Origin of the sequence: Bradyrhizobium sp. 44 (genome assembly GCF_023073095.1) — a bacterium.
In the GTDB taxonomy this organism is placed as follows: domain Bacteria; phylum Pseudomonadota; class Alphaproteobacteria; order Rhizobiales; family Xanthobacteraceae; genus Bradyrhizobium.
The window spans coordinates 789,332-814,510 of the sequence record NZ_JADPIY010000014.1 but is presented as its reverse complement, the minus strand read 5'-3'; the positions used below and the strand labels follow the sequence as shown (position 1 = coordinate 814,510).

The 25,179-nt window shown below is 63.9% G+C and carries 26 protein-coding genes; 8 read left to right on the top strand and 18 right to left on the bottom strand.

Features of this window, described 5'->3' with window-relative positions:
• Positions 1-160: 160 nt before the first annotated feature.
• The 3 genes from IVB41_RS14740 (at position 161) to IVB41_RS14730 (ending at position 3,536) form a co-directional block, all read left to right on the top strand.
• Positions 161-1,639, top strand: a complete 1,479-nt coding sequence (locus tag IVB41_RS14740; RefSeq protein WP_247432162.1) for an AMP nucleosidase — start codon at positions 161-163, stop codon at positions 1,637-1,639.
• Positions 1,640-1,716: 77 nt separating this feature from the next.
• The gene (locus IVB41_RS14735; protein WP_027570099.1) at positions 1,717-1,992 is read left to right on the top strand and encodes a DUF1488 family protein; all 276 of its coding nucleotides are present in this window, start codon (positions 1,717-1,719) and stop codon (positions 1,990-1,992) included.
• 167 nt (positions 1,993-2,159) lie between these two features.
• The gene (locus IVB41_RS14730; RefSeq protein ID WP_247432159.1) at positions 2,160-3,536 is read left to right on the top strand and encodes a hypothetical protein; all 1,377 of its coding nucleotides are present in this window, start codon (positions 2,160-2,162) and stop codon (positions 3,534-3,536) included.
• A 21-nt stretch (positions 3,537-3,557) separates the two neighbouring features.
• On the opposite strand, the gene IVB41_RS14725 is transcribed toward IVB41_RS14730, so the two are convergent.
• Complete coding sequence (locus IVB41_RS14725) at positions 3,558-4,646, bottom strand: Zn-dependent alcohol dehydrogenase (protein WP_027570101.1); 1,089 nt, start codon at positions 4,644-4,646, stop codon at positions 3,558-3,560.
• A gap of 44 nt (positions 4,647-4,690) precedes the next feature.
• A complete protein-coding gene (locus tag IVB41_RS14720; RefSeq protein WP_247432156.1) occupies positions 4,691-6,475 on the bottom strand; it encodes an acyl-CoA dehydrogenase family protein in 1,785 nt (594 codons plus the stop codon).
• A gap of 231 nt (positions 6,476-6,706) precedes the next feature.
• Here IVB41_RS14720 and IVB41_RS14715 point away from each other — a divergent pair, with 231 nt between their 5' ends.
• Both IVB41_RS14715 and IVB41_RS14710 read left to right on the top strand, forming a co-directional pair.
• Positions 6,707-7,408 carry an SDR family NAD(P)-dependent oxidoreductase gene (locus tag IVB41_RS14715; protein ID WP_247406091.1) on the top strand — a complete coding sequence of 234 codons (702 nt, stop codon included), beginning with the start codon at positions 6,707-6,709 and terminating at the stop codon, positions 7,406-7,408.
• A 123-nt stretch (positions 7,409-7,531) separates the two neighbouring features.
• Entirely contained in the window at positions 7,532-8,362 is an 831-nt protein-coding gene (locus tag IVB41_RS14710) for an enoyl-CoA hydratase (protein ID WP_247432152.1), read from the top strand.
• Positions 8,363-8,413: 51 nt separating this feature from the next.
• Here the strand turns inward: IVB41_RS14710 and IVB41_RS14705 are convergent, their stop codons facing one another.
• Complete coding sequence (locus IVB41_RS14705; protein WP_247283337.1) at positions 8,414-9,037, bottom strand: GNAT family N-acetyltransferase; 624 nt, start codon at positions 9,035-9,037, stop codon at positions 8,414-8,416.
• Between the two features lie 80 nt (positions 9,038-9,117).
• Positions 9,118-9,297 carry a DUF1127 domain-containing protein gene (locus IVB41_RS14700; RefSeq protein ID WP_407062484.1) on the bottom strand — a complete coding sequence of 60 codons (180 nt, stop codon included), beginning with the start codon at positions 9,295-9,297 and terminating at the stop codon, positions 9,118-9,120.
• A 134-nt stretch (positions 9,298-9,431) separates the two neighbouring features.
• Here IVB41_RS14700 and IVB41_RS14695 point away from each other — a divergent pair, with 134 nt between their 5' ends.
• Positions 9,432-10,331, top strand: a complete 900-nt coding sequence (locus IVB41_RS14695) for a transcriptional regulator GcvA (RefSeq protein WP_027515345.1) — start codon at positions 9,432-9,434, stop codon at positions 10,329-10,331.
• A 33-nt stretch (positions 10,332-10,364) separates the two neighbouring features.
• On the opposite strand, the gene IVB41_RS14690 is transcribed toward IVB41_RS14695, so the two are convergent.
• Genes IVB41_RS14690 through IVB41_RS14680 form a run of 3 tightly spaced genes read right to left on the bottom strand, consistent with a single transcriptional unit; the run spans position 10,365 to position 12,969 of the window.
• Positions 10,365-10,778 (bottom strand): Rieske (2Fe-2S) protein, encoded by a 414-nt coding sequence (locus tag IVB41_RS14690; protein WP_027570108.1) that lies wholly within the window; start codon positions 10,776-10,778, stop codon positions 10,365-10,367.
• Positions 10,778-11,887: an amidohydrolase family protein gene (locus IVB41_RS14685; RefSeq protein WP_027570109.1), complete on the bottom strand. Its 1,110-nt coding sequence runs from the start codon at positions 11,885-11,887 to the stop codon at positions 10,778-10,780. Before IVB41_RS14685 ends, IVB41_RS14690 begins: the two co-directional genes overlap by 1 nt.
• 23 nt (positions 11,888-11,910) lie before the next feature.
• A complete protein-coding gene (locus IVB41_RS14680) occupies positions 11,911-12,969 on the bottom strand; it encodes an amidohydrolase family protein (protein WP_247432147.1) in 1,059 nt (352 codons plus the stop codon).
• Positions 12,970-13,136: 167 nt separating this feature from the next.
• Here IVB41_RS14680 and IVB41_RS14675 point away from each other — a divergent pair, with 167 nt between their 5' ends.
• Positions 13,137-13,619 (top strand): CinA family protein, encoded by a 483-nt coding sequence (locus tag IVB41_RS14675; protein WP_247432144.1) that lies wholly within the window; start codon positions 13,137-13,139, stop codon positions 13,617-13,619.
• A 57-nt stretch (positions 13,620-13,676) separates the two neighbouring features.
• Here the strand turns inward: IVB41_RS14675 and IVB41_RS14670 are convergent, their stop codons facing one another.
• From IVB41_RS14670 to IVB41_RS14630, 9 genes are all read right to left on the bottom strand, one after another.
• On the bottom strand, positions 13,677-14,030 hold the full coding sequence (locus IVB41_RS14670) for a nuclear transport factor 2 family protein (protein ID WP_247432142.1): 354 nt from the start codon (positions 14,028-14,030) through the stop codon (positions 13,677-13,679).
• Positions 14,031-14,040: 10 nt separating this feature from the next.
• Positions 14,041-15,513, bottom strand: coding sequence for an amidase (locus IVB41_RS14665; RefSeq protein ID WP_247432139.1), 1,473 nt, complete (start codon positions 15,511-15,513; stop codon positions 14,041-14,043).
• 229 nt (positions 15,514-15,742) lie between these two features.
• Entirely contained in the window at positions 15,743-16,714 is a 972-nt protein-coding gene (gene mbfA / locus IVB41_RS14660) for an iron exporter MbfA (RefSeq protein ID WP_027570114.1), read from the bottom strand.
• A 62-nt stretch (positions 16,715-16,776) separates the two neighbouring features.
• Entirely contained in the window at positions 16,777-17,928 is a 1,152-nt protein-coding gene (locus tag IVB41_RS14655; RefSeq protein WP_247432135.1) for an alpha/beta fold hydrolase, read from the bottom strand.
• A 133-nt stretch (positions 17,929-18,061) separates the two neighbouring features.
• Positions 18,062-18,931 carry an MBL fold metallo-hydrolase gene (locus IVB41_RS14650; protein ID WP_247432132.1) on the bottom strand — a complete coding sequence of 290 codons (870 nt, stop codon included), beginning with the start codon at positions 18,929-18,931 and terminating at the stop codon, positions 18,062-18,064.
• Between the two features lie 16 nt (positions 18,932-18,947).
• Complete coding sequence (locus IVB41_RS14645) at positions 18,948-20,144, bottom strand: serine hydrolase (RefSeq protein WP_247432129.1); 1,197 nt, start codon at positions 20,142-20,144, stop codon at positions 18,948-18,950.
• 22 nt (positions 20,145-20,166) lie between these two features.
• Complete coding sequence (locus tag IVB41_RS14640; protein ID WP_247432126.1) at positions 20,167-20,778, bottom strand: glutathione S-transferase family protein; 612 nt, start codon at positions 20,776-20,778, stop codon at positions 20,167-20,169.
• Between the two features lie 144 nt (positions 20,779-20,922).
• Positions 20,923-21,765, bottom strand: a complete 843-nt coding sequence (locus tag IVB41_RS14635; RefSeq protein ID WP_247432123.1) for a fumarylacetoacetate hydrolase family protein — start codon at positions 21,763-21,765, stop codon at positions 20,923-20,925.
• A gap of 129 nt (positions 21,766-21,894) precedes the next feature.
• Positions 21,895-22,743 carry an MBL fold metallo-hydrolase gene (locus IVB41_RS14630; RefSeq protein ID WP_247432119.1) on the bottom strand — a complete coding sequence of 283 codons (849 nt, stop codon included), beginning with the start codon at positions 22,741-22,743 and terminating at the stop codon, positions 21,895-21,897.
• 123 nt (positions 22,744-22,866) lie between these two features.
• On the opposite strand from IVB41_RS14630, the gene IVB41_RS14625 reads away from it, so the two are divergent.
• Positions 22,867-23,346: a DUF3775 domain-containing protein gene (locus IVB41_RS14625; RefSeq protein ID WP_027515358.1), complete on the top strand. Its 480-nt coding sequence runs from the start codon at positions 22,867-22,869 to the stop codon at positions 23,344-23,346.
• A gap of 12 nt (positions 23,347-23,358) precedes the next feature.
• Here IVB41_RS14625 and IVB41_RS14620 read toward each other — a convergent pair whose 3' ends face one another.
• Both IVB41_RS14620 and IVB41_RS14615 read right to left on the bottom strand, forming a co-directional pair.
• Positions 23,359-24,348, bottom strand: a complete 990-nt coding sequence (locus tag IVB41_RS14620) for an NADPH:quinone reductase (RefSeq protein WP_247432116.1) — start codon at positions 24,346-24,348, stop codon at positions 23,359-23,361.
• Positions 24,345-25,127, bottom strand: a complete 783-nt coding sequence (locus IVB41_RS14615) for an SDR family oxidoreductase (RefSeq protein WP_247432113.1) — start codon at positions 25,125-25,127, stop codon at positions 24,345-24,347. The genes IVB41_RS14620 and IVB41_RS14615 overlap by 4 nt, the downstream gene beginning before the upstream one ends.
• Between the last annotated feature and the right edge of the window lie 52 nt (positions 25,128-25,179).

Sequence of the window (25,179 nt, the reverse complement as noted above, 5' to 3'; positions counted from 1 at the left end):
CGCCTCCTTTCGTCATTGCGAGCGCAGCGAAGCAATCCAGGTTGCCTCCGCGGCGAGATTTCTGGATTGCTTCGCTACGCTCGCAATGACGGGCGGTTTCTTTCTTGCTTTAGTTTTCTTGCTATAGTTCGATTCAGTCCCAGCAACCTGGCGTCGAACAATGCAATCCATCCAATCTCCACCCTCCGTCGCCACCGAATCCTTTTCCGACGCCGGCCTCGCCGTCGCCCGCCTCGAAGAGATCTACGAGCGCAACACGAAGTTCCTGCGAGACCGGTTCGAAGCTTACGTCAACGGCGAGGCAATCACGACGCGGGTGCGGGCCTTCTATCCCTTCGTCCGTGTCACCACCGCGACGCATGCGCGGCTGGATTCGCGTCTCGCCTACGGCTTCGTCGCCCGGCCCGGCGTGCACGAGACCAGCGTCACGCGTCCGGATCTGTTCCGGACTTATCTGACCGAGCAGATCGGATTGTTGATCCAGAACCACGGCGTTCCGGTCGAAATCGGCGAGTCCGACGAACCGATCCCCGTTCACTTTGCCTACCGCCGCGACATCAACATCGAAGCCGCCATCACCACCAGCGAGAATTCGCCCGTGACGCGGTCGCTGCGCGATGCGTTCGACGTGCCTGATCTTGCCACCATGGACGATGCCATCGCCGACGGCACTTTCGAGCTCCAGCCTGGCGCGCCCGAGCCGCTGTCCCTGTTTCGGGCGGCCCGCGTCGACTACTCGCTACGCCGGCTCTACCATTACACAGGCACGGACCCCGAATATTTCCAGAACTTCGTGATCTTCACCAACTATCAGTTCTACGTCGACGCCTTCGCGCAACTCTGCCAGCAGCGGCTTCAGGCTGGCGAGGCCGGCCTTGATGCCTTCGTCGCTCCAGGCAATGTGATCACGCGCAGCGGCGGCGCGACGACGGGCGTTGCGCCCGCGCGCGGGCCGCAGATGCCAGCCTTCCATCTGGTCGCGCCCGGCTATCGCGGCATCACCCTGATCAACATCGGCACCGGTCCGTCCAACGCGCGCAACGTCACCGACCATGTTGCCGTGCTGCGGCCCCATGCCTGGCTGATGCTCGGCCATTGCGCGGGCCTGCGCAACACGCAGCGGCTCGGCGACTACGTGCTCGCCCATGGCTATGTCCGCGAGGACCATGTGCTCGATCGTGAGTTGCCGCTGTGGGTGCCGATCCCGGCTCTCGCGGAGATGCAGGTGGCGCTCGAGGAGGCAGTCGAGGACGTCACCGGGCTCGAAGGATTCGAGCTCAAGCGCCTGATGCGGACCGGCACCGTCGCGAGCGTCGACAACCGCAATTGGGAGATCAGCGGGCCCGATGTCATTCGCCGCTTGTCGCAGTCGCGCGCGGTTGCGCTCGACATGGAATCGGCCGCGATTGCCGCCAACGGTTACCGCTTTCGCGTCCCCTACGGCACGCTGCTGTGCGTCTCCGACAAGCCTCTGCACGGTGAGATCAAGCTCGCAGGCATGGCCAGCGAATTCTACCGCCGCCGCGTCGGCCAGCATCTCGAGATCGGCTTGAAGGCGCTGGAACGGCTCAAGCAGCAGGAATCCGAGCGGCTGCATTCGCGAAAGCTCCGCAGTTTCGCCGAAGTTGCGTTCCAGTAGGCGATGGATTGCCTTTGCTGCTGACAAGCAGCGGGATTTTCGGCATTTTCGGCGCGGGGGTCGACCGGGACGATTTGATGCCACTCATGCGCGACAGGATCATTGGCCATGATCTCGAACGGCTCGCCTTTCGCTTCACCATGCTGAACGACGACGAGGTCGTGCAGTGCCAGATCAGCGACGCCGCGATGGACGAGCTTGCGGGCATGCAGGGCACCGAAAGCAGCGCGCGGCAGGCCCAGTTCCTGTCGCTGCGCGAGACCATCGAGCGGCTCGCCTCAGACCTCTACGATGAGGCGCCGCGGGTCAGGGGTCACGTGGTGCGGATCTTTACGCGACATTTGCAGCGGTAGTTCCGCTCGATCCTCCGCATCATGCCCCGGAGCAGTTCATAAAGTATTCGCTAACCAAGCAACCGGTTCGCCGCAATCTTAGGACCTGCGCAACCAGACGTTATGCAGCTGTGAATTGATGGCCCGTAGAGGTTAGGTCACGAAAATGGAGCCTCACGAGTGATCGCGTGACAAACGACATTGTTGGAAGCGACGCGATCCGCGGGGCTGGTCATGACGTCAAGGCGGACAAGACGCCACCAAACCATTGGCCGCTTGCAATTGCCGTAGCGATCGGATGCGGACTCGTGGGCCTTGCGCTCCGCTACTTCGCCCGGAAGCACGCGACCGACGACGCCATTCAGCATCTGATCCCCTGGTATGTCTTCGCTCGCGATCACGGTGTCGCTGGACTGGCCGAAGCCTTTACCAACTATACGCCGTTCTACAGCTATCTCCTGCTGATTGCCGCCCGATTTGATTGGCTAGGCGAGCCACTTTCCCATGTGAAAGCGATCTCGGCAGTATTCGAGTTGGGCTGCGCGATCACTGTGGCCCAGATCGTCTGGCGAGCGACAAAGTTGCCATTACGCGCTTCCCTGGCCTTCTGCGCGGTTTGGCTTGCACCGACGGTGATCTTCAATGGCGCAGTGTGGGCGGAGAGTGATTCGATCTGGACCTTCTTCACGCTGGTTTCCGTGGCGCTGTTCATGCAGGACCGAAATGGCGTTGCGTCATTTGCGGCGGCCTTCTCGGTGAAGGCTCAGGGCGTGTTCCTGGGCCCCTTCGTGCTCGGCATGATTCTGCGCCGCAGGATCCACCTGGCATGGCTCGCCACCGTTCCCGGAATCTATGTGGTGCTCGCCATTCCGGTTCTCGTCGCCGGCAGATCCTTGGCGTCTGTGCTCGCGGTCTATTTGGACCAGGCTCACACCTTCGATCGCCTCACCATGAACGCAGCGAACATCTGGGTACTGGCTGGCGGAATGCCGTACGCGATTGGAGTCGCCGTCGGCATGGTGCTCGCGGCGGCAAGCGGGCTCGCCTTGTCGATCTTCATCGCGCGCTCTCGACGGACGGGGCCGGAATTTATTCTGCTCGCCGCGTGTGTATCGCTCATGCTCATGCCGTATCTGCTCCCGAAGATGCACGAGCGGTATTTCTACGCGTTCGAGCTTGCGTCGATCGCCCTGGCCTGCCTCAATCCGCGCTATGTCCCCTTCGCGGTGATTGCCCAGGTCAACGGCGTGTTATCCTATCTGGCGTTCGAAAGTGGAATCGTGCTGGGCGTGCTGCCGGCGGCACTCTGCAACACCATTCTCGTGTACTACCTCGTGCTTGATCTTTGGCGCGGCGAACGTGGATTTCGTTTTCCGAGCCTTGCCTGGCTCGGCTTCATCGTGTCGACTGCGGGACTGTTCTCTTATCTGGTCTTCGAAGGGCCCGGTTTGAACATATCGCCCGTGTACCTGCTCACCACGGGTCTCGTCACAGCTGCGGCGCTGCAGCTCCTGAAAGAGTCGCGTTGCGACCTGGCCGGCCCGGACCAGTTGCCTCAATCCTGAGCGTCCCGCCTCATCCAGCCATCAGCTGTCGAACATGATCACGCTACGCAGCGTCTTGCCGGCTTTCATGTTTGCAAAGCCTTCGTTGATCTCGGAGAGCTTCAGCTTGGCCGAGATCCAGTCTTCCAGGTGCAGCCGGCCGCGCAGGTAGAAATCCACCAGCCGCGGCATGTCGACGCGAAAATGGTTCGAGCCCATCGAGGAGCCCTGGATCCTGCGCTCGCGCAGGAAGTCGAAGCCATGCAGCTCGATCTTCTGGCCGAACGGAATCATGCCGACGATGGTGGCCGTGCCGCCCGAGGCGAGCATGCCGAAGGCCTGCTCGGCGGTCTCCTTGCGGCCGAGCACCTCGAAGGAATGATGCACGCCGCCATTGGTGAGATCGCGCACCTGCTTCACGACGTCGCCGTCTGCCGGGTTGATGATGTCGGTGGCGCCAAGCTTGGTCGCAAGCTGGAGCTTGGCCGGATTGGTGTCGATGGCGATGATGCGGCCGGCGCCTGCGATCTGCGCGCCGTTGATCGCAGCCATGCCGACACCGCCGCAGCCGATCACGGCCACGGTCTCGCCGGCCGTCACCTTCGCCGTGTTCACGACCGCGCCGTAGCCGGTAATGACGCCGCAGCCGATCAGCGCGGCGAGATCGAGCGGCATCTCCTTGCGGATTTTGACGATCGCGTTCTCGTGCACCAGCATCTGCTCGGCGAAAGAAGAGAGGTTGAGAAACTGATGCAGCTTCTCGGAGCGGGCCCATTGCATCCGATTAGAGGCGCCCGGCAGCAGTTTTACGGTGGTGTCGGTGCAGAGTACGGTGCGGCCCGTGGTGCAATTGTCGCAGGTGCCGCAGAACACCGAAAGGCAGGTCACGACATGATCACCGGGCTTCACATAAGTCACATCGGAGCCGACCTGCTCGACGACGCCGGCGGACTCGTGCCCGAGCACCGCAGGCAGCGGATGCGGATACAGGCCTTCCATGAAGTGCAGATCGGAGTGGCAGAGACCTGCGACCGAGGTCCGGATCAGGACCTCGCGCGGGCCTGGCTTCGGCAGACTGACATCCTCGATGACCAGAGGCTTGTTGACTTCATGGAGGACGGCGGCCTTCATCGAGCACTCCCTATCGCTTTTTTTGCTTTGAACGTGGGTGCAGCCTACGCCGCCAAGACCAGTTCGCCAACCTCGCTCATATCAGCTGCGCGGTCGCCGAGCAGCAGCGTAGCGATCTTCTGCTGCACGGCATTTTCCGTCAGCCGGAACGGATCGCTCGGCGACACCCGGTGATCGATCACCAGCCGCGACAACAACAGCCTTCGCGCATCGCCCCGCATGGCGTGAATACGATGGGCCTCCCAGGCGAGCGCCACGGCACTGGCGACATGATAGAGCAGGCTGGTGGCGCGGCGCGCATCGGCTTCGTTGTCGGACTTCGCCGCGACCTCGCGCGCAAAACCGACCGCGCGATCGGTGAGGCCGCGGAGCCGGTCGCGCCAGGCCTGTGGCACCGAGGGGCTGTCATCGAGGCGAGCATGCAGGTCGGCGGCGAGCGCGGATTCGGCGCCGTGGCGACCGACCGCACGCCGGAGCGCATCGATCGCGACGATGTTGCCGGTGCCTTCCCAGACCGAGCCGAGATGCGCGTCGCGGAGCAGGCGGGCGGTCGCGAATTCCTCGATATAACCGATGCCGCCGCGCATCTCGAGCGCGTCGCCACAGACCTTTCGCGCATCGCGGGTCGCGCGGAATTTCAAGGTCGGCGTCAGGATGCGCAGCAGTGCGGCTGCATCCTGGCTGCCGGCCTCGGCGCGGTCGAGCGCGTCCGCGGTGAGAAAGCTCATCGACAACGCCTGCTCGACCGGCAGCATGATCTTCAGCATCTGGCGCCGGCCCAGCGGCAGGTCGATGATGCGGTTGCCGAACACCACTCGGTTCTTGGCGACCGTCATCGAGTCATGGTAGGCCCGCCGCATCAGCGCGGTGGATTTGACGCCGTTTGAAAGCCGCGACGAGTTCACCATCTCGGCCATCTGCACGAAGCCGCGATCGAGCTTTCCGACCGCGTAGGCGATCGCGCCTTCGAGCTTGATCTCACCCGAAGCCATCGAGCGCGTGCCGAGCTTGTCCTTCAGACGCACGATCCGGTAGTGGTTCTGCGAACCGTCGTCCAGGAAGCGCGGCATCAGGAACAGGCCGACTCCGCGCGTGCCGGGGCCGGCGCCTTCGGGGCGCGCCAGCAGCATCACGACTTTTGCGTCGGCGTTCGAGCAGAACCATTTTTCGCCGGTGAGGCGCCAATGGTCGCCTTCCTGCACCGCCGTCGTGGTCAGCGTCCCGACGTCGGAGCCGCCTTCCTTCTCGGTCATGAACTGGCCGCCCTGGGTCAGCTTGCTCATGTCGGTCTGGGTCAGACCGTCGAGATATTTCGCCTTCAGCGCGTCGCTGCCGAAGTTCGCGAGCAGCTTGGCGCAGCCGTCGGTGACGTTGATCGGGCAGCCCATGCCGAATTCGGTCTGGTTGAACAGGAAGGTGAAGGCGTGCTTGGCGACGACGGGATATTTGTCCGGCCAGCCCATGATGCCCTTGCGGATCGAGAGCGCGTGGATGCCGAACTCGCCGAAGGCTGCCTTCTCCAGCTCGCGATAGGCCGGGTGGTATTCGATCCACTGCACGTCGCGGCCGAACTTGTCGCGCTGGTGCAGCACCGGCGTGTGCCGGTCGGCGAGCCGCGCGCATTCATCGAGCACGCCGCCGGCGAGTTCACCCAGGCGATCGAGATGCGGCTCGATGTGACGGAATAGCGTGTCCGGCAGATGAATGCGCAGGAGATCGGTGAGCGCCTGATCGGCGCGGTAGAAATTCATGCCGGTGGTATCGGGAGCCAGCAGTCCGGATGGCGCGGCCGCGACCTGTTTTGCCTGCGCGGGAGCCGGCTTGTGCATGATCGTCCTCTTCGTTTCCGCCTTGCGGTCATTTTGCGCTGATTTGGCGCTTGCCGCTTGGGATGATGTCGATCATGCTCCAGTCGCGAAAGCGGATAAAGCCGCAAATTGTCAGGGAGGCATGATCGCCGCGTGGGAGCAATTCGCTCTGCGGAATTGTGATCGTCCTGGCTGGTTGTCCGCGCGGGCCGTGCATAGATCAGCGGCTTCCCGTCTTCGAGAGATCACGTCATGGAACACCCCAAATACAAGATCGCCCTCATCGTCGGCGCCGGCGAAGGCCTGAGCGCATCGCTGGCGCGGCTGCTGTCCGCCCAGGGCATCCGCGTCGCACTGGCCGCTCGAAAAATCGAGAAGCTCGGCGCGCTCTGCAGCGAGACTGGCGCCAAGGCCTATGCCTGCAACGCCACAGACCCTGATGAGGTCGAGCGCCTGTTCGGCCTGGTCGAACGCGAGATCGGCACGCCTGATTTGGTCGTCTACAACGCCAGCGGCCGGGCGCGCGGGCCGTTTGTCGATCTCGTTCCGGCCGACGTGGCGAACGCCATTGCGGTCAGTGCCTATGGCGGCTTCCTGGTGGCGCAGCAGGCGGCCAGGCGCATGCTGCCGAACCAGCACGGTGCGATCCTGTTCACCGGCGCCTCGGCCAGCGTCAAGGGCTATGCGCAGTCCGCACCGTTCGCGATGGGCAAATTCGCACTGCGCGGGCTGGCGCAGAGCATGGCGCGCGAATTGTCGCCGCAAGGCATCCATGTCGCGCATTTCGTGATCGATGGCGGCATCAGGAGCGCAGCGCGCGCGGAAGCGCCGGAGAAGCCGGATTCGATGCTCGATCCCGATGCCATCGCGGAGAGCTACTGGAACGTGTTGCAGCAGCCGCGCAGCGCCTGGAGCTGGGAGCTGGAGCTGCGGCCCTGGGTGGAGAAGTTTTGAGGCGATAAATTCACAACGACCGTCATTGCGAGCGAAGCGAAGCAATCCAGAAATGCCTCCACTGAAAAAGGCTGGATTGCTTCGTCGCTTCGCTCCTCGCAATGGCGAAACAGAGGGAGCGGCATGACCACGGAAACCACCATCGATACCGGCACCAGTGAACTCCTCTGCGTGATCCGCGATCGCGTCGCCGTCATCACGCTGAACCGGCCCGAGGCGCGCAACTCGCTGTCGGACGCACTGACTCCGGCGCTGCGCACGATGATCCGCTCCTGCGGCGAGAACCCCGATGTCGGCGCGCTGCTGCTCACCGGCGCGGGCGAAGCGTTCTGCGCGGGCGGCAACGTCAAGGGCATGGGCGCGCATCGCGACCCGAAGAAGCTGGAAATGTCCTTTGACGACAAGGTCGCCGATCTCCAGGAGCGGCAGCGCCTGCTCACCGGCGCGCTGGTGTCGGTGCGCAAGCCGACGATCGCGGCGCTGCCGGGGCCGGCGGTCGGCGCGGGGCTCGCCATCGCCATGGCCTGCGACATCCGCATTGCCGCGCAATCGGCCTTCGTGGCCACCGGCTATGCGCGCATTGCGCTCAGCGGCGACTATGGCATCGCGTGGCTGTTGACGCGCCTCGTCGGCACCGCGCGGGCGCGCGAGCTGCTGTTCACCGGCGATCGGGTCGATGCCGTCAGGTGCGAGGCCATCGGTCTCGTCAACCGCGTGGTGCCCGACGATAAATTGCAGGCGGAGGCCTTTGCGTTGGCGAAATCCCTTGCCGGAGGTCCGCGCCTCGCGTTGCGCTACATGAAGGACAATCTCGACGAGGCCCTGCTGTTCGACTTCGAGACCGCGCGCGACCACGAAGCCGAGCGTCTGGTCCGCCTGACCACGACCGCCGACCACAAGGAGGCGGTGCAGGCCTTCATCGACAAACGCAAGGCGGTGTTCACGGGGAAGTAGGGGCGAAAAAAATGCCCGGCACTGGTTTCGCCAGGCCGGGCACGAGTGGAGTCAGGCCGAGGCTGAGGGGCTATCGGCCTGACGGGAAAGGGCGACGAGACGCCAGCTCGCGCAAGGAATGTCTTTCGGTGCGACGGAGATCTCCTTGTCGAAGCGCACCAGCTTCCAGTCGTCAGGATGTTTGACGAAGGCGAAGCTCGATTTGCGTGCGAGCGAGATCATGGCCGCGTTGGAGCGCAACGTGTCGCCGAACATGTGGTCGGCGCCAAGCGCGGCGGCGCGGCATTCAAGATTCTTCATCAGCACGGTGGCGATACCGTGGCCCTGCCAGCGGTCGGCAACCGACAGGCCGAATTCAAGCGTCGCGGTTTCGGCATGCAGCGCATAGCGCGCTTCGGCGACGATGGTCTCGAAGCCGTCGACCATCATGGTCGCCACCACGGTGAAACGTTCGCGTTCGCCGATTTGAAGGAATTCGTGCAGCAGGCCCTGCGGCAGTTCGCTGATCGCGCCGAAGAAGCGGTTGTAGCGGGACCGCGTCGAGAGCGAGCGAAAATAGTGCTGGAGCTCCTCGGTGTCGCGCGGCTCGACGAAGCGAACGCGCAGCGCCTCGCCGTGTCGCGTGCGCAGCGTGTCCGAATATTGCTTCAGATCTTCCAGGCGAAGGGTGCTCATGACACGCGCCCCCAAGGGGACCAAAGGGAAAAGGGACCGCCGGCGCCCCCACAGTCAGGCGGCGCCGGCCTGGCGGCCAATCAGGCCCGCCAGAAGGGTTTGTCGGCCTCGTAGGCCACATCGCTCCAGGACAGCCCGACGTCCTGAAGGTCGCGCGCGGACCAGTTGGTGAGCTCCCGCCGGGTCCGGTAGCGCTCGTGCCAGATGTGAATGGTCTCGCCGATCTGGTGGATCAGCCCTGGCGCATGATGATTTGTCATCGAATTCTCAGTCAAAGTAGACATTGTCAGCTCCTGGAGCTAAGTTGACCGCTAATATCTGCTTGCGGGTGCACTGCGACAAACGACAATTTGTACTCTTTCGCATGAAATAACGTCATGTATCCTGCTGCCATATGACTGCCAGATTGCCCTCCCTGAACGGATTGCGGGCCTTTGAGGCCGCCGCGCGCCATCTCAGCTTCACGCTGGCGGCGTCCGAGCTGAACGTGACCCAGACCGCGATCAGCCATCAGATCCGCAGGCTCGAGGAGGAGCTCGGCATCCGCCTGTTCGTCCGGCAGAACCGCGCGCTGACGCTGACGCCGGAGGCGCGCGACTATCTGCCGGGCGTCCGCGCCGCCTTCAACGACCTACGTCTCGCCACCGACCGGCTGCTGCGCAAGGACGATGACAAGGTGCTGACGGTCTCGACGCTGGCTTCGCTGGCCGCAAAATGGCTGCTGCCGCGGCTGACCGATTTCCAGGAGCACCATCCCGGCATCGACGTCCGCATCACCACCTCCACCAGCCTCGTCGACTTCCAGCGCGACAATGTCGATGCCGCGATCCGTTACGGGCGCGGCCAGTGGGCGGGCTTGCGCGCCGACTGGCTGATGGCGGACGAGCTGTTTCCGGTGTGCAGCCCGTCTCTGCTGCGCGGTGACAAGCCGTTGCGCTGTCCCGAGGACCTCAAGAGCCACATGCTGCTGCACACCTCCAATGCCAACAGCGACGACTGGCGGCTGTGGTTGACGGCGGCGGGTCAGCCGGCCGACATCGCCAGGCAGCCCGGCATCACCTTCGACATGATCTTCATGACCATTCAGGCCGCGATCGACGGCATCGGCGTGGCGATGGGGCGGACCTCCTACGTTCAGGACGACATTGCCAAGGGGCGACTAGTGGTCCCGTTCAAGATCGCGCTGCCGGCCGATGCCGGCTTCTACCTGGTCGCGCCGGAGGGCCGCCGCGAGGCGCCGAAGCTCGCCGCATTCCGCGACTGGATGATCGCGGCAACGCAGAATAAAGCTTGAGATCGCCGGCGCAATTCCGCGCCGTCTGCTTCGCTACAGGTCCACCACGACGTAGTCGCTCTCGACTTTCACCGGTATCGTCTCGGCGACATACGGCCCCTTCACCACGCTCGCACCCGGCTCGACATGGGCCGGGTACGCCTTGACGCGGAAGCGGCGGGGGTCGCAATAGGACTGGCCGGTGCGGATGTCGAACTCCCAGCCGTGCCAGGGGCAGCGGAGGATCTCGCCGAGCTTGGTGTATTCGATCTCGCCCGGATCGGTCGATTGCGCGAGTCCGATCAAGGGTCCCTCGCACAGCGCCGCGCCCTGATGCGGGCAGCGGTTCATCAGGCCGAAATATTCACCCTTGATGTTGAAGATTGCGATCGGCCGTCCGTCGATCTCCAAAAATTTTCGCGTGCCGGGCGGAAGCTCATCGGCCGCGGCAATCACATGCCGCGCCATCAAGCGATCCCGTACAGCTTCTTCGCATTGCCCAGATAGAAGGCCTCGCGATCATCGTCGTTGACGCCTGCGGGCAGCACGCGCGAGGGCTCGTCGTAATCCCAGTGCGGATAGTCGGTGGCGAACAGCAGCCGGTCCCAGCCGATCCACTTGATGACGTCGAACAGATCCTCGCGCCGCTCCGGATCCTCCATCGGCTGCGTCGTCCACCACACCTGCTCGCGGATATATTCGGACGGCGGCCGTTTGACATGCGGCACCTCGCTGCGCAGCCGTTGCCAAACCTTGTCGAGTCGCCACGCCAGCGACGGCGCCCAGCCGAAGCCGGCCTCGATCATCACCATCTTCAATTTCGGGAAACGCTCGAACACGCCCTCCAGCACCAGGCTCGCGAGCGCCGATTGCTGGCACTGGGAGTGGCCGACCATCTCCTCGATGTAATAGGAGGGCCAGCCCGACGGCGTGATCGGGTTGCCGCCGAAGCCGAAGGCGTGGACGCCGACGGGAAGGCCGGCCTCTTCCGCGGCCTGATAGATCGGCCAGTAGCGGCGCTGGCCGAGCGGCTCGACATTGCGGCTGAGCAGCAGCACCTGCACGAAGTTCTTGTCGCCGGCGCGCTCGCGGATTTCGGCTGCGGCCGACAGCCCGTCCTCATTACCGACGACGATGGAGGCCTTCAGCCGCTTGTCCTTGCTGGTCCATTTGTCGATCTGCCAATCGTTGATCGCCGAGCACAAAGCGGCCGAGAGCTCGTGATTGCGGATGCCCTGGCCGGTGTTGAGCGGATTGAGCACGCCGAGCTGCACGTTGTTGGGATCGAGCAACTGCTTCTGCATGAAGGACAGCGAGGAGCCCTGCGGCCCGCCTTCCGGCGGATAGGCGTCGCGGCGCGAGGCGTTGGGCTGGGCCTTCGGATAGGGCGGACCTTCCATCATGCCCTGATAGGCATGGACGCCGTAGACTTCGAGATGATGCTGCCAGCGTTTGGCCAGATAGGGATAGAGCTCGGCGCGGGTCGCGCGTGCCGGATGGATGTCGCAGTCCGCGATCGCGGTTTTGACGGCCAGTGGGGAAGCGGCTTCGGAGCTTTCGCGGAACTGAATATTCATCGCCTTGCCTCCTTTGGCAGCGGCTAAGTCAGGCGGGGATAGGTCGCATGCGGATTATCGATCATGATCTTGCGCACGAGATCGGGGGTGAGACCTGCGGGCAGCGCCTCCTGGCCGTCGAACTGCCAGTGCGGATAGTCGGTGGAGAATAGGACTAATTCGTCCGACTGCATATGATCAAACAGGCGAATTAATGTCGCCTCATCCGGCGGTGCATCGAATGGCTGTAACGAGAAGCGGATGTTGCTGCGCACAATGTCCAGCGGTGCGCGATCGACCCACGGCGTCTCCATCCGCACCCCACGCCAGAACTTGTGCAGGCGCCACAGAAATGGGGAGATCCAGGACACCCCGGATTCCAGCATCACCATCCTCAGGCGTGGATATTTGGCGAACACGCCCTCGACGATCAGGCTGGTGAGCTGGGTCTGGAACGCCTGGGCCTGACCGGCATAATCCTCGATGTGGTAGGACCCCCAGCCCACGGCCGTCGGCGGATTGTGATAGGCGGAACCGGCATGAATGCCGATCGGAAGTTCCAGCCGTTCTGCCGCCTCGTAGATCGGCCAGAGCGCGCGCTTGCCGAGCGGCGTGTCGCCCATCACCAGCATCAGCACCTGCACGAAGCGGCGATCCGTCGCACAGCGCTCGATCTCGGCGACGGCCTTCTCGACGCTTTGGGTGGGAATCACGATCGAGCCGCGCAGCCGCGGATCGCGATCGAGCCATTCCTTCGCGAGCCAGTCGTTCAGTGCGCGGCAGAAGGCGGCCTGCAGATCCTCTGAAAACACCATCTGCACGCCATAAAGCGGATTGCAGATAGCATGCGAGAGCTGGAAGGGATCGAGCACATGGCGCTGCATGTCCGCTAGGCTCTCGCCCGGCTTGCCGCTTTCAGGGCGCCAGTCGGGCCGCGCCGTGATCGGCGAGTTTTGCGGGTAGGATTGCGAGATGAGATCGACCATGCCGCGCGTCGTCACCTGATCGCGCCAATAGTCGTTCAGGTAGGGCAGCAGGCTGGTCAGATGCGGCACGGCCGGATGCACATCGCAATCCACCCCGCCGGCGATCAGGGACGCCATGACGTGTCCTTCACGTTTCCTCGTCGCGTCGTCTCGCGGGCGGCGCTTGGCCGCTCCGCCTTTGGCCGCCATTCAAGCAGGCCTGCCCGTTGGCTGCAACTCGGCCAACGGCGCTGTCATATGCTAGAAAGGCCGAGCTCGGTTGCGAAGGCATAAGGGGTCAGGGAATGAAAGAGCTCGTTAGCATTGCGGAACAGGTCGCCGCAAAACTGATCGCGCGCAAACAGACCATTGCCGTGGCGGAATCCTCGACCGGCGGACTGATCTCGGCCAGCCTTCTCGCGGTCCCCGGCGCGTCCGCCTATTTCCTCGGCGGCGCCGTGGTCTATACCCGCGATGCCCGGCGCGTGCTGATGGATATTTCGGACGAAGGAATGAAGGGCTTTCGTTCCTCGTCGGAGCCCTACGCGCAACTGCTGGCCGAGCGGATGCGCATCCGCTTCAACTGCGACTGGGGCCTGTCCGAAACCGGCGCGTCCGGTCCCACCGGCAATCGCTACGGCGATGCGGCGGGCCACAGCTGCATGGCGGTCGCCGGGCCCGCAGTCGAGGTGATGACGCTGGAGACGGGCGACAATGACCGCTTCGCCAATATGCAGATATTTGCAGCGACAGCGCTGAAATTGCTGCTGAAGAATCTGGGGCGGTGACCTCGCGGCCTCCCGGAGATCTGGCTGTCCCGGAGAATGTGCAGTCTGACGCGCTCCCTACCGCGACACGTGCGCCGACACAGCCCGCCACGTCTCGTCCTTCTTCGCCCAGCAATCGGTATATCGCCCGGTGGCCTGCTGGCCGTCCGCATTGGTGTAGCTGGTTGCCGCATGGATGATGGCGAAATCGCCCATAATACGGATGATGACCTCGTGTGCCCTGAGGTCACGGATCGCAATCGGCCGCGCCGTCTGCTTCAGGAAGGCCTCGCGATCGACCAGCGTCTTGTCGGGATTGGAGCAGTAGAACTCCGGCGCCAATATTTCGTCGAAGCGCTTGACGTCGCAATTCTGCACCGAGGCGACATAGTCGCGGTTGAGCGCGGTGAGCTGTTCGAGGTCGTTGTTCATGAGATTTCTCTCAGTCATTGAACAAGGGCGGCGGCACGAACCCGCCGAACTCGCGTTCGATCAGCTCGGCGAGCTTCAGCGGCGTGCGGTCCTCGAGGAAGGGCCCGATGATCTGCACGCCGACCGGCAGGCCGTCGTTCGACAGGCCGAGCGGAACGGCCGTTGCCGGCAGGCCCGTCAGCGTGGCGATGCCGGGCCACGCAAGCTGGTCCGGATAGGCGTGGTCCTTGCCATCGATATTGATTCGGCGCTTTTCCTGCTCCGGCGAATGATCATGCGGATAGGCCGGGGTCGGCATGATCGGGCAGATCACCGCATCGAATGTCCTGAACAATTGCCGCCATTGCGCGCGCAGGCCGGCGCGAGCGCCCTCGTCGAACACCCAGGCCTGATGTGTGCTGGTCATGCCGCGCAGCCGCTCGGCAGAAAGGCTCTTGTCTTCTGGTGAGAGCTGCGCTGCCCCGGCACGCGCGCCGGCGAGAATGTCCGGCGGAAAGAAGGCGCCGAGAAAACCCATCAGCATGCGCATGTAGAGGCGGGAGGCTTCCGTGAAGTCAGGAAACAGCGGGCTTTCACGTGTGATGCTCGCACCTGCGCCCGCCAATTGTTTCGCCAGCTTCTCGATCGCGGTGCAAATGTCGGCATTCGCAGGCAGCAGCGGGTGGCTGTCGATCACCAGCACACGGAAATCCTTCAACGCACGGTGTCGCGCCTCCGGCAGCGCGAGCTTGTATCCGATGCCCAGGTCCAACGGATCGGGGCCTGCCATCACATCCAGGAGCAGGGGCAGGTCGACGGCGCTGCGCGCCATCGGACCGATCACCGCCATATCGCGCTCCATCGGGATGGCTGGAAACGGCGGCGGCGTGTGGCCACGCGTTGGACAGAGATTGTAGGTCGGCTTGTGCGCATAAACCCCGCAATGGAAGGCGGGCACGCGCAGCGAGCCGCCGATGTCGGACCCGAGCGAGAGTGGTCCGTAGCCTGCCGCCAGCGCCGCAGACGAGCCGCCCGACGAGCCACCCGGCGTGCGGCCGAGATCGAATGGATTGTTCGTCGTGCCGTAGATCTCGTTGTAGCTCTGCCAATCCGCCAATCCCACGGGCACGTTGGTCTTGCCGAGGATGACGCCGCCGGCACCCTTCACCCTGGCGATCGACAGCGCGTCCTCCGCCGGCTTGAAATCTTTCTGCGGCGTCCAGCCCCAGGTCGTGGGCAGGCCGGCGATGTTGAAGGATTCCTTGATCGTCATCGGCAGGCCGAGCAGCGGCTTGCGCTCGCCGCGGGCCAATGCGGCGTCCGCCTCGCGTGCGGCGTCCAACGCACGGTCGAAATCCCGCACGCAGATCGCGTTGACCTTGCCGTCGTGCCGTTCGATGCGGTCGATCGCATCGCGGGTGAGCTCGACCGACGAGACCTTCTTCGCGGTCAACGCGGCCGACAGCGCGACCGCGCTCTTGAAGCTCCATTCGGATTTGGCCATGGCGCATCTCCTGTTCTTATTGTCGAACGATGATGCGCAGTTTGGCCCAGCACCGCAACCGCCGTTTGATCGCGATTGACATGTGAGCAAGACGAAACGCGGTGAGCCGCAACCACTCGCAGTCATCGCCCGGCTTGACCGGGCGATACAGTATTCCACCGGCGCAGATCGGATACGGAGAGGTCGCGGCGTACTGGATGCCCCGGTCAAGCCGGAGCATGACAACGTCCTACGCCGCTCCGATCAAAATCCCCACCGCCAGCACGATCGCGCCGCCGAGCACGATCTGGAACACGGCCTGGAGAAACGGCGTGTCCATGTAGCGCGCGCGGATGAAGGCGATCGCCCACAATTCGAAGAACACGACAATTCCGGCAATTCCGGTCGCGATCCAGAATGCGTTGGACCAGGTATCGGGCACGAGATAGGGCAGGGTGTGCCCAAGCCCGCCGAGCGTCGTCATCAAGCCGCAGGTGAGACCGCGCAGCCAGGGCGAACCACGCCCGGTCAGCGAGCCGTCGTCGGACAGCGCTTCCGCAAAACCCATGCTGATGCCGGCGCCGATCGAGGCGGCGAGGCCGACCAGAAACGTCTGCCAGTTCTGATGCGTGGCGAAGGCAGCCGCGAACAGCGGCGCCAGCGTCGAGACGGAGCCGTCCATCAGGCCGGCGAGACCTGGCTGCACATATTGCAGCACGAACATGCGCCGGTTGGTGCGGTCTTCTTCGGCGCGCACGTCTGAGCTCAGGATCTGGTCCGTCAGCTTGGCGGCCACCTCTTCGTGGCCTTTCTCGGCTTCGGCCAGATCGCCGAGCAGGCGGCGCACGCCGACATCCTGCGCCTGTTCGGCGGCCTTCACGTAAAAGCGCTCGGCCTGCAATTCCATTGTCTCGACTTCCCTGCGGACGGTGTCGAGCGGCAGGTTTTTGGTGAGCCAGACCGGACGACGGCGCAGGAAGCCTTTGACGTCCTCGCGGCGGATCGGGGGCAAATGCGGACCGAAACGCTGCTCGTACATTTCCAGCAGCATGTGACGATGGCCGCGCTCTTCCTCGGCCATCTGCTCGAAGATCTTGGCCGAGTCCGGATAGCGCTCCTTCAGGTCCTCGGCGAAGCTCATATAGATGCGGCTGTCCTCCTCCTCGGAGGAGATCGCGACAGCAAGCACTTCGCGTTCGGTCAGATCGGCAAAATTCTTCACGGCCACCCTGCCTATATAGTTTAGAATAGTTCTAAACTATATAGGACGCCGAAGTTCCCGGGTCAAACCACGCCGCGGCTCTTCGCCAGGAAATCGAGCAGCAGACGGCTCACCTCGGCCGGTTGCTCCTGCTGCACCCAGTGACCGGCGCCGTCGACGAGGTGGCAGCCGAGCAGCTTCGTGCAGGTACGCGCCTGCATGGCCTCGAACACGCCGGGACGCTGGTAGGTGCCCCAATCCTGCTTGCCCGAGATGAAGCAGGAGGGGACGTCGATGTTGCGGCCGGCCAACAATTGGAGCTGGCTGTTGAATGCACCCGATGTGCCGCAGCGATACCATTGCAGGCCGCCCTGGAATCCGGTGCGGCCATATTCGGCGCTGTAGTAAGCGAGCTCGCGGTCGGGCAGCCATTGATTGGCGGCGATTCCGGCCGGCGAGGGCATCTCCTTCGCGACCGTCTCGGCCATGGTCTCGTTCAGGTCCATCACATAATAGGTCGGCAGCTTCGCAAGCTCGTTCGCCGACCAGGATTTCAGCGGATACGGCTTGTTGTCGGTCCAGTCCGCGCTCTTGTGATGATAGTAGGCGCGCAGGAAATCATGCACGCCCTGCGGCGCGCGGTGGATGTCGGCATTGGCCGGACGTGTCGCATAGTACCATTGATAATGCTTGCGCGGACGCGGCAAGGCGGCGAGCTCGCGATGCACGGGGTCTTCGGCCGGTGGCTTTGCCGGCGTGTCGACCGTGTTGAACGGCAGCGGCGGCGCTCCGCCGAACGGCGCGCTCATCATCGCCACCGAACGAAATACGTCAGGCCGCATCAGCGCGCACCAGGCCGCGACCGGACTGCCGAAATCATGTCCGACCAAATCGACCTGCCTGTACCCGAACGCCGACACCAGCCCGAGCGCATCCCGGACCAGGTTGAAGAGCGAAAACGGCGCGAGGTCGCCGTCGTACTCCGCGCTCCATCCCGTCGTCCGGCCATAGCCGCGCTGGTCCGGCGCGATCACGTGATAGCCGGCCGAGCTAAGTGCCGGCATCACCTTGCGCCAGGAGAAGGCGAGCTCGGGAAAGCCGTGCAGCAGCAGGATGCAGGGCCGCCCCTTGGTCTCGAAGCCGGCCTCCAGCACATGCATGCGTAGGCCGTTGATATCGTCGACATAGCGTGAGCGGATGCCGGCGGGCAGCGGGATGTCGGGGAGGTCGGTCATTGCTTTCTCCACACGGGTGGAATGGTAGGGTGGGCAAAGGCGCGCTTCGCGCGCCGTGCCCACCATCATTCTATAACGCGTTTGGCATGGTGGGCACGCTTCGCTTTGCCCACCCTACGGCATCTCGGCTAGATCACACCGCCGCGCAGACGAACCCGCTGCCCTTGCGCCGGATCTTTCCCACCGACGGCGATGGGAAATGCGCGGTGCAGCACAGCGTGTCGGTGTCGCAATAGCGTTCCAGGAAGCTGCGGCGCGTCGTTGCCGCCTTGGCCTGATCGAGGTCGAACTTGACCGACAGCTCCGGATAGAGCGTCTGCAACGGCGAGTGCATGAGGTCGCCGGAGAACACGGCCTCGTCCTTGCCGTGGCCCATCGTGATGGCGATATGGCCCGGCGTGTGGCCCGGCGTCGGCAGGATGCGGACGTGGTCGCCGATCTGGTGATCGTTGCCGACGAGCTCGTGGCGTTTGGCCTCGACCACCGGCAGCACGCTGTCGGCGAAGGGCGGCACCTCCGCCTTCGCGTTCTGCTCGCTCCAGTGATCGAACTCCTGCTTGGCGAAGACGTAGCGCGCTTTCGGGAAGGTCGGCACCCAGCGGCCGTTCTCCAGCCGCGTGTTCCAGCCGACGTGATCGACGTGCAGATGCGTGCACATCACGAAGTCGATGTCGTCAGGCGAGAATCCGGCAGCGTTGAGTCCGCGCAGATAGGTGTCGTCGGTCTTCATGTCCCACTTCGGACGCTGCGGCCGGGGCTTGTCGTTGCCGATGCAGCTGTCGACCAGAATGGTGTGGTGAGGCGTCTTGATCACGTAGGACTGGAAGCACAGCATCAATGTGTCGCTGTCATCCAGGGCTTTCGCCTCCCTCATCCAGGCCCGGTTCTCGGCCAGCAGCTCCGGTGTCAGCCCCGGCAACATCTCCAGTGCCGGAACGAACGAGGTTTCCTGCTCGATGATGCGATGGATGGTGAGATCGCCGATCGCGTATTTCAGGCTCATGCTCGCTTCCTTGCACTCAGCGTGCGTCGCGCACGGACGGAATGACGATGTTGGAGAGGACGTCGATCGCGGCCAGCCCTTCCTTCGGCTGGCTGTATTGGGCAGCGGTGGTCATCATGACGAGATCGAGCTCGGGCACGATGAAAATGCGTTGTCCGCCCCAGCCGAAGGCGCCAACCCATTTGATTTCCCTCCCGCTGGCCAGCGAGCGGCCCATCCACCATTGATAGCCGTAGAACAGCGTGCCGCCGAAATAGCCGATCGCCTGGAAGCGCGGTGCGATCGATTGTGCAATCCAATCGGCCGAGACGATTTGTTGGCCGTTCCACCGGCCGCGATCGAGCACGAGCTGGCCGAGCTTGGCGGCATCTCGCGGACGCAAGCGCAGGCCGGCGGCCGCCGCGATCTTGCCGTTCTTCAAATAGGCCTTCCACTCGAAATCGGTGATTCCGAGCGGCTGGAACAGCACCTCGCGCGCAAACGTCTCCAGCGGCTTGCCGGAGACGCGTTCGAGGATGTTGCCGAGCAGTTCAGTCCCGCCGCCATTATAGGTCCAGAGCACATCCGGCGGCGCAGCGACGGGCCTTGCGAGCACATAGCCGATCGGATCGGCCTCAAAGCCGAGATGCGGCTCGTCGTTGTTCGGATCGGTCCAGGCCCGCGCCTCGTCCCATTTCATTCCCGAGGACATCGTCAGCAGATGGCGCAGCGTAATAGCCTCCCAGCCCGCCTGCTTCACAGCCTGATGGTCGGGGAAGAATCTGAGCACAGGTTCGTCGACGCCTTCGATCAGCTTGCGATCGAGCGCGATGCCGACGAGCAGCGAAACGACACTCTTCGATGCCGAGCGCATGTCGTGCTTTGTCGTCGCGGTGAATTCGCGCTGGCCTTCCGGTTGTCCCCAGGGTTGGTCGTAGCCGGCGAAGTATTGCTCGAAGACGAGCTTGCCGTGGCGCGCGACGACAACCGAATGGACCGAAGTCGCGCGTTGCCCGAGTCGTGCAGCGATGCCACAGAGTTGCGCGCCGTCCATGCCGACGCTGTCGGGCGACGCAGCCGTCCAGCCGTCGTCGGTTGACGATGGCGGTTCGCAGGCGAGGTTTCGCTGTCCAGGCACCATGCCGTCGGCTTGCACGGAAGTGGTTGAGACGGTCAACGCGAGCATAAGGCTCGCGCCGAGAATGCTGAGGCGGGGGAAGCGATCGCGCATCATCCTTCTCCCCGCCGTCGCAATACTACGCCGCGGGCGGCACCGAGATCTTCACGGAGGGCCGCTCCAGCATCTTCTGGTGGAAGGCGTCGAGCTTCGGATAGGCCTTGCGCCAGCCGCATTCGGCGAAGCGGAAGTCGGCATAGCCGAGCACGCAGACGAGGCCGATCTGCGAGATATCGAACGGGCCGTTCAGCACTTCGGGCATGTTCTCGAAGCGCGCCATGCCGGTCCAGGCCCGATTCCAATGGTCGTCCGACCACGCCTGCCATTGCAGGCCCTGCGGCCGCACCATCTTCTCGTAGCGGCACAGCAGCATGGAATCGAGCATGCCGTTGATCAGGGCGTGATTGGTCTTGGCCTTCCAGCGCCGCGGACCGTAGTCCGGGATCAGGCTGCCGCCGGCCATCTCGTTGAGGTATTCGACGATGACGTAGGAGTCCAGGATGACATCGCCGTCATTGGTGATCAGCACCGGCAGCTTCTTCAGCGGCGTGATGCGCGAATAGTCCTCGTTGGCCTGCCCCGGTGCCACCGCTGCCGGCGTGAACTCGATCTTGTCGATCAGCCCGAGCTCGATCGCGGCGATGCGCACCTTGCGGGCAAAGGGCGAGGCGGGGGAGAAGGTGAGCTTCATGGCGAGTATCCAAAAAATAAAAGTTTTGCTTCGTCATTGCGAGGAGCACTTGCGACGAAGCAATCCAGACTGTCTCCGCGGATGGATTACTGGATTGCTTCGCTTCGCTCGCAATGACGGTGTGGCGGCAGTGATGATCGCGGCTTACGCCGCGACGATCTCCTGGCGCTGCTCGCCGAGGCCCTCGATGCCGAGCGTGATGACGTCGCCGACATTGAGGAAGGTCGGCGGCTTCATGCCGAGGCCGACGCCGGGCGGGGTGCCCGTCGTGATGATGTCGCCCGGCAGCAGCGTCATGAACTGCGAGACGTAGGAGATGCACTTGGCCATCGAGAAGATCATGGTCTTGGTCGAGCCGGTCTGGCGGCGCTGACCGTTGACGTCCAGCCACATCGGCAGGTTCTGCACGTCCTTGATTTCGTCCTTGGTGGCGAGCCAGGGGCCGAGCGGGCCGAACGTGTCGTGCGACTTGCCCTTGGTCCACTGACCCAGGCGCTCGATCTGGAAGGCGCGCTCGGAGACGTCGTTGCAGACGCAATAACCGGCGACGTGGTTGAGCGCGTCGGCTTCCGAGACGTATTTTGCGCGCGTGCCGATGATCGCGGCGATCTCGACCTCCCAGTCGAGCTTGGTCGAGCCGCGCGGCTTCTCGACGGGGTCGTTCGGGCCGGACAGCGAGGTGTTGGCCTTCATGAAAATGATCGGCTCGCTCGGGATCTCCGCGCCGGTCTCCTTGGCGTGGTCGCTGTAGTTGAGGCCGATCGCCACGAATTTCGACATGCCGGTGACGGGGGCGCCGAACCGCGGCTTGCCGGAGACGGCGGGCAGCGAGGCGGGATCGAGCGCCGCCAGCTTCTTCAGGCTGTCGGGCGAATAGGCCTCGCCGGTCAGGTCCTTCACATGCGCCGACAGGTCGCGCAACTGGCCGGATTTGTCGATCAGGCCGGGCTTTTCCGCACCCTTCTCGCCATAACGAACAAGCTTCATTCTCGTTTCTCCCTGGACTGGACCGATCGGTTGAACAGCTTCATGGAACAGGGCGGCGGGAAATTCAACCGCTCAAAGAGGGCGCATTGCAGCCCTCTCAATTCGGGAGGTTCGTCCGGGGCACGAGACCTAGGCCAGCGCCTCGAACCTGAACGCGTCCCCGTCCCGGCTGATATGCCCGGCCGAAAAATGCCCGCCGATCACCAGCGTCGGGGTCTCGGCAAACCGGCCGAACAATTCGCGCCGCGTCGCGGCAGATTGGCTCTGATCGGAATCCGCGGTCGAGGACCAGCCGGGATGCGCCATCTGGCAGGGATGATGGGCGACGTCGCCCGTCAGCAGTCCCTGCTCGCCGTCCGACTGGATCAGAATGCTCATATGCCCAGGGCTGTGGCCGGGGGTTGGGATCATGCTGATCTCGTCGCTGAGCCGGTGGTCGCTCGCGATCAACTCGGCCCGCTCGGCATCGACGATCGGCTTCACGGAATCGCCAAACACGGCCTGCTTGTCCGGCTCGGTGGAATGGTCGCGCCAATGCTCATACTCGGTCTTGCCGAAGACATAGCGCGCGTTGGGGAAGGTCGGCACCCATTGGCCGTCGACCCATTTCGTGTTCCAGCCGACATGGTCGACGTGAAGGTGCGTGCACAGCACGGTATCGATACTCTCGGGCGGAAAGCCCGCCGCGATCATCGTCTCCAGGAACGGCGTGGTGCGATTGTTCCAGGTCGGGACGTTGCGGCCCTGCTTGTCGTTGCCAAGCCCGGTATCGACCACCATGCGGCGCGTCGGCGTCTCCACCACCAGCGAATGGATCGACATCTTCAGCCGGCCTTCTTCCGTGGCGAAATGCGGGATCAGCCAAGGCAGCTTCTGGATTTCTGCATTGCTCGCCAAGGGCAGAATGAAGCGGGTCGAGCCGACCGTCTCCAATTCCACGACTTTGGTGATTTTGACCCTGCCGACCTTCCACTGCATCCGGCGCATCCTCATGTTCTTGCTTTGGCGGGGAACATGCGCAGTTTCGCGGGCAGGCGCAATGGATCATCTGACGCGGTGCGGCGTTATCGCGGGAACCCAGGGAAAGACAAAGGGCCAGCCATGCCAGAGCTTGCGATTTCCGCGGAGAAGGTCGCCTTCATCATCGAAAAGGCGCGTGAATTCGACGTCAAGCAGGCGGATTCCGATCCGGATTCCGGCTCGAATGCGACGGATGACGACGCGGTCGACGTCCTCGAGGATGACGGCTCCGATCCGGTGGTCAACGAACTCGGAAGTTTCATCGTGGCCATGAACGAGGACGAGCAGATCGATCTCGTCGCGCTGACCTGGCTCGGCCGCGGCGACGGCACGATCGACGACTGGGACGATCTGCGCGCACGCGCGGTGGAGGCGCGCGCCGAGTATCGCAGTCCCCGGCGCGAGACGGCGCATTATCTCCTCGGTGAGCCGATGCTGGGCGATCTGCTCGCCGACGGGCTCGACGAATTCGGCGTCGACTGGACCGACGGAAACCCAGTCGCCGATTCATCCAGTCCGAGCCAGCGGGACGAAGACGAGCCCACCAAGCAACAGCGGTGATCCTGGCCGATATCAGCGCGCGCAGTCAACGACCACGGTGCCGAGCTTGTCACCTTTCTCGACGGCGACATGGGCTTGCGCCGTCTCCGACAGCGCAAACTGCGCCGCGACATTGTGGATTCGCGGCCCCGCTGCCAGCCATTTCGAGATGTCGGCCTGCGCCGCCGCGAGCAGCGCCGGCGGCAGCGCGAACAAGACGAGCGAGCGGAGCGTGATGCACTTCTCCATCAGATCGCGCATCGGCACGGTCGGCGTGCGGTTGCCGTTGGTGGCGTAGACCGCGATTGTCGAGTTCATTGCCATCAACTTCAGGGTCGTCGCGATGTTGCCGCCGAAATCGACATCGACCAATTGGTCGACCCCGCGTCCGCCGGTGAAGGCCATCGCCTTGGCAACGACGTCTTCGTCCCTGTAATTGACCACGAGATCGGCACCAGCTTGTCGCGCCTGCTCGCCTTTCATCGCCGAGCTGACGGTCGCGATCACCTGCGCGCCGCCCCATTTCGCGAGTTGCACGGCGTAATGCCCGACTGCACCCGCACCGCCGGTAACCAGCACGGTCTTGCCGACGATCGGTCCGTCCGCAAATAGCGAGCACCACGCCGTCATTGCGGGAATGCCCAGCGTCGCGCCTTCCGCAAAAGAGAGGTTGTCCGGCAGCGGCGTCACCAGATGCTCGGCAAGCGCGATATGTTCGGCCGCGGTGCCAAAGGCGCGGCCGTTGCGCTGGCCGTTGAACAGCCAGACCCTGTCGCCGATCTTGAACCGCGTCGCGCCATCGCCGGTCTGGTCGATAAACCCCGCGCCATCGCTGTTCGGAATGACGCGCGAAAATTCCTTCGCGCGATAGCTGCCCCCGCGCCGGCCGACATCGGCCGGATTGACGCCGGAGGCTTCCAGGCGAATACGAACTTCGCCTGGACCTGCGACCGGCGTCGCCATCTCACCATAGGTGAGGACGTCCGCCGCCGGTCCTGTCTCCTCGTACCAGACCGCCGTCACAGCGTTCCCGGGAAGGCACCGCCATCGAGCAGAAGGTTCTGACCGGTGATGAAGCCGGCCCTGCTGCCGCACAGGAAGGCGCAGGCGTAGCCGAACTCGTCGGGATCGCCGAAGCGGCCCGCGGGATTGAGCTTGGCGCGCTCGGCCAGAACCTGGTCCGGCGTGATGCCGCGCTTCTCGGATTCCCCCTTCGCGGTGCTGCGCAGCCGATCGGTCTCGAACGGGCCCGGCAGCAGGCCGTTGATGGTGACGTTGTTGATCACGGTCTTGCGCGACAGGCCGGCGATGAAGCCGGTGAGGCCGGCGCGCGCGCCGTTGGAGAGACCGAGGATGTCGATCGGCGCCTTCACCGCGGCCGAGGTGATGTTGACAATGCGGCCGAACTTGCGCGCCATCATGCCGTCCACGGTCGATTTGATCAGCTCGATCGGGGTCAGCATGTTGGCGTCGATCGCCTTGATCCAGTCGTCGCGGGTCCAGTTGCGGAAATCGCCGGGCGGCGGTCCGCCGGCATTGTTGATCAGGATATCCGGCTCGGGGCAGGCCTTCAGCACGGCCTCGCGGCCCGCCGGCGTCGTGATGTCGCCGACAATCTCGGTGACGGTCACATCAGGATAGGCCTTGCGGATGTCGTCGGCCGTCTTCTTCAGGGCCTCGGCGCCGCGCGCGGTCAGCGTGACGTGAACGCCGGCCTCGGCCAGCGAGACGGCGCAGGCGCGTCCGAGGCCTTTGCTGGATGCGCAGACGATGGCGCGGCGACCTTTGATCCCAAGATCCACTGTTTCACTCCCGTAATGTCATGCAGGTTTTTAGAGCCGCTATTCTAGCCAA

Coding starts and splice junctions, on each gene's coding strand:
- IVB41_RS14680 (WP_247432147.1), bottom strand. CDS start 12,969: ATGGCGTCCCTGATCGCCGGCGGGGTGGATTGCGATGTGCATCCGGCC.
- IVB41_RS14720 (WP_247432156.1), bottom strand. CDS start 6,475: ATGCACAAGCCGGCTCCCGCGCAGGCAAAACAGGTCGCGGCCGCGCCA.
- IVB41_RS14735 (WP_027570099.1), top strand. CDS start 1,717: ATGCCACTCATGCGCGACAGGATCATTGGCCATGATCTCGAACGGCTC.
- IVB41_RS14655 (WP_247432135.1), bottom strand. CDS start 17,928: ATGACCGACCTCCCCGACATCCCGCTGCCCGCCGGCATCCGCTCACGC.
- IVB41_RS14710 (WP_247432152.1), top strand. CDS start 7,532: ATGACCACGGAAACCACCATCGATACCGGCACCAGTGAACTCCTCTGC.
- IVB41_RS14635 (WP_247432123.1), bottom strand. CDS start 21,765: ATGAAGCTTGTTCGTTATGGCGAGAAGGGTGCGGAAAAGCCCGGCCTG.
- IVB41_RS14725 (WP_027570101.1), bottom strand. CDS start 4,646: ATGAAGGCCGCCGTCCTCCATGAAGTCAACAAGCCTCTGGTCATCGAG.
- IVB41_RS14705 (WP_247283337.1), bottom strand. CDS start 9,037: ATGAGCACCCTTCGCCTGGAAGATCTGAAGCAATATTCGGACACGCTG.
- IVB41_RS14630 (WP_247432119.1), bottom strand. CDS start 22,743: ATGCAGTGGAAGGTCGGCAGGGTCAAAATCACCAAAGTCGTGGAATTG.
- IVB41_RS14670 (WP_247432142.1), bottom strand. CDS start 14,030: ATGAACAACGACCTCGAACAGCTCACCGCGCTCAACCGCGACTATGTC.
- IVB41_RS14685 (WP_027570109.1), bottom strand. CDS start 11,887: ATGAATATTCAGTTCCGCGAAAGCTCCGAAGCCGCTTCCCCACTGGCC.
- IVB41_RS14715 (WP_247406091.1), top strand. CDS start 6,707: ATGGAACACCCCAAATACAAGATCGCCCTCATCGTCGGCGCCGGCGAA.
- IVB41_RS14640 (WP_247432126.1), bottom strand. CDS start 20,778: ATGAAGCTCACCTTCTCCCCCGCCTCGCCCTTTGCCCGCAAGGTGCGC.
- IVB41_RS14740 (WP_247432162.1), top strand. CDS start 161: ATGCAATCCATCCAATCTCCACCCTCCGTCGCCACCGAATCCTTTTCC.
- IVB41_RS14625 (WP_027515358.1), top strand. CDS start 22,867: ATGCCAGAGCTTGCGATTTCCGCGGAGAAGGTCGCCTTCATCATCGAA.
- IVB41_RS14645 (WP_247432129.1), bottom strand. CDS start 20,144: ATGATGCGCGATCGCTTCCCCCGCCTCAGCATTCTCGGCGCGAGCCTT.
- IVB41_RS14690 (WP_027570108.1), bottom strand. CDS start 10,778: ATGGCGCGGCATGTGATTGCCGCGGCCGATGAGCTTCCGCCCGGCACG.
- IVB41_RS14675 (WP_247432144.1), top strand. CDS start 13,137: ATGAAAGAGCTCGTTAGCATTGCGGAACAGGTCGCCGCAAAACTGATC.
- IVB41_RS14650 (WP_247432132.1), bottom strand. CDS start 18,931: ATGAGCCTGAAATACGCGATCGGCGATCTCACCATCCATCGCATCATC.
- IVB41_RS14700 (WP_407062484.1), bottom strand. CDS start 9,297: ATGACAAATCATCATGCGCCAGGGCTGATCCACCAGATCGGCGAGACC.
- IVB41_RS14695 (WP_027515345.1), top strand. CDS start 9,432: ATGACTGCCAGATTGCCCTCCCTGAACGGATTGCGGGCCTTTGAGGCC.
- IVB41_RS14665 (WP_247432139.1), bottom strand. CDS start 15,513: ATGGCCAAATCCGAATGGAGCTTCAAGAGCGCGGTCGCGCTGTCGGCC.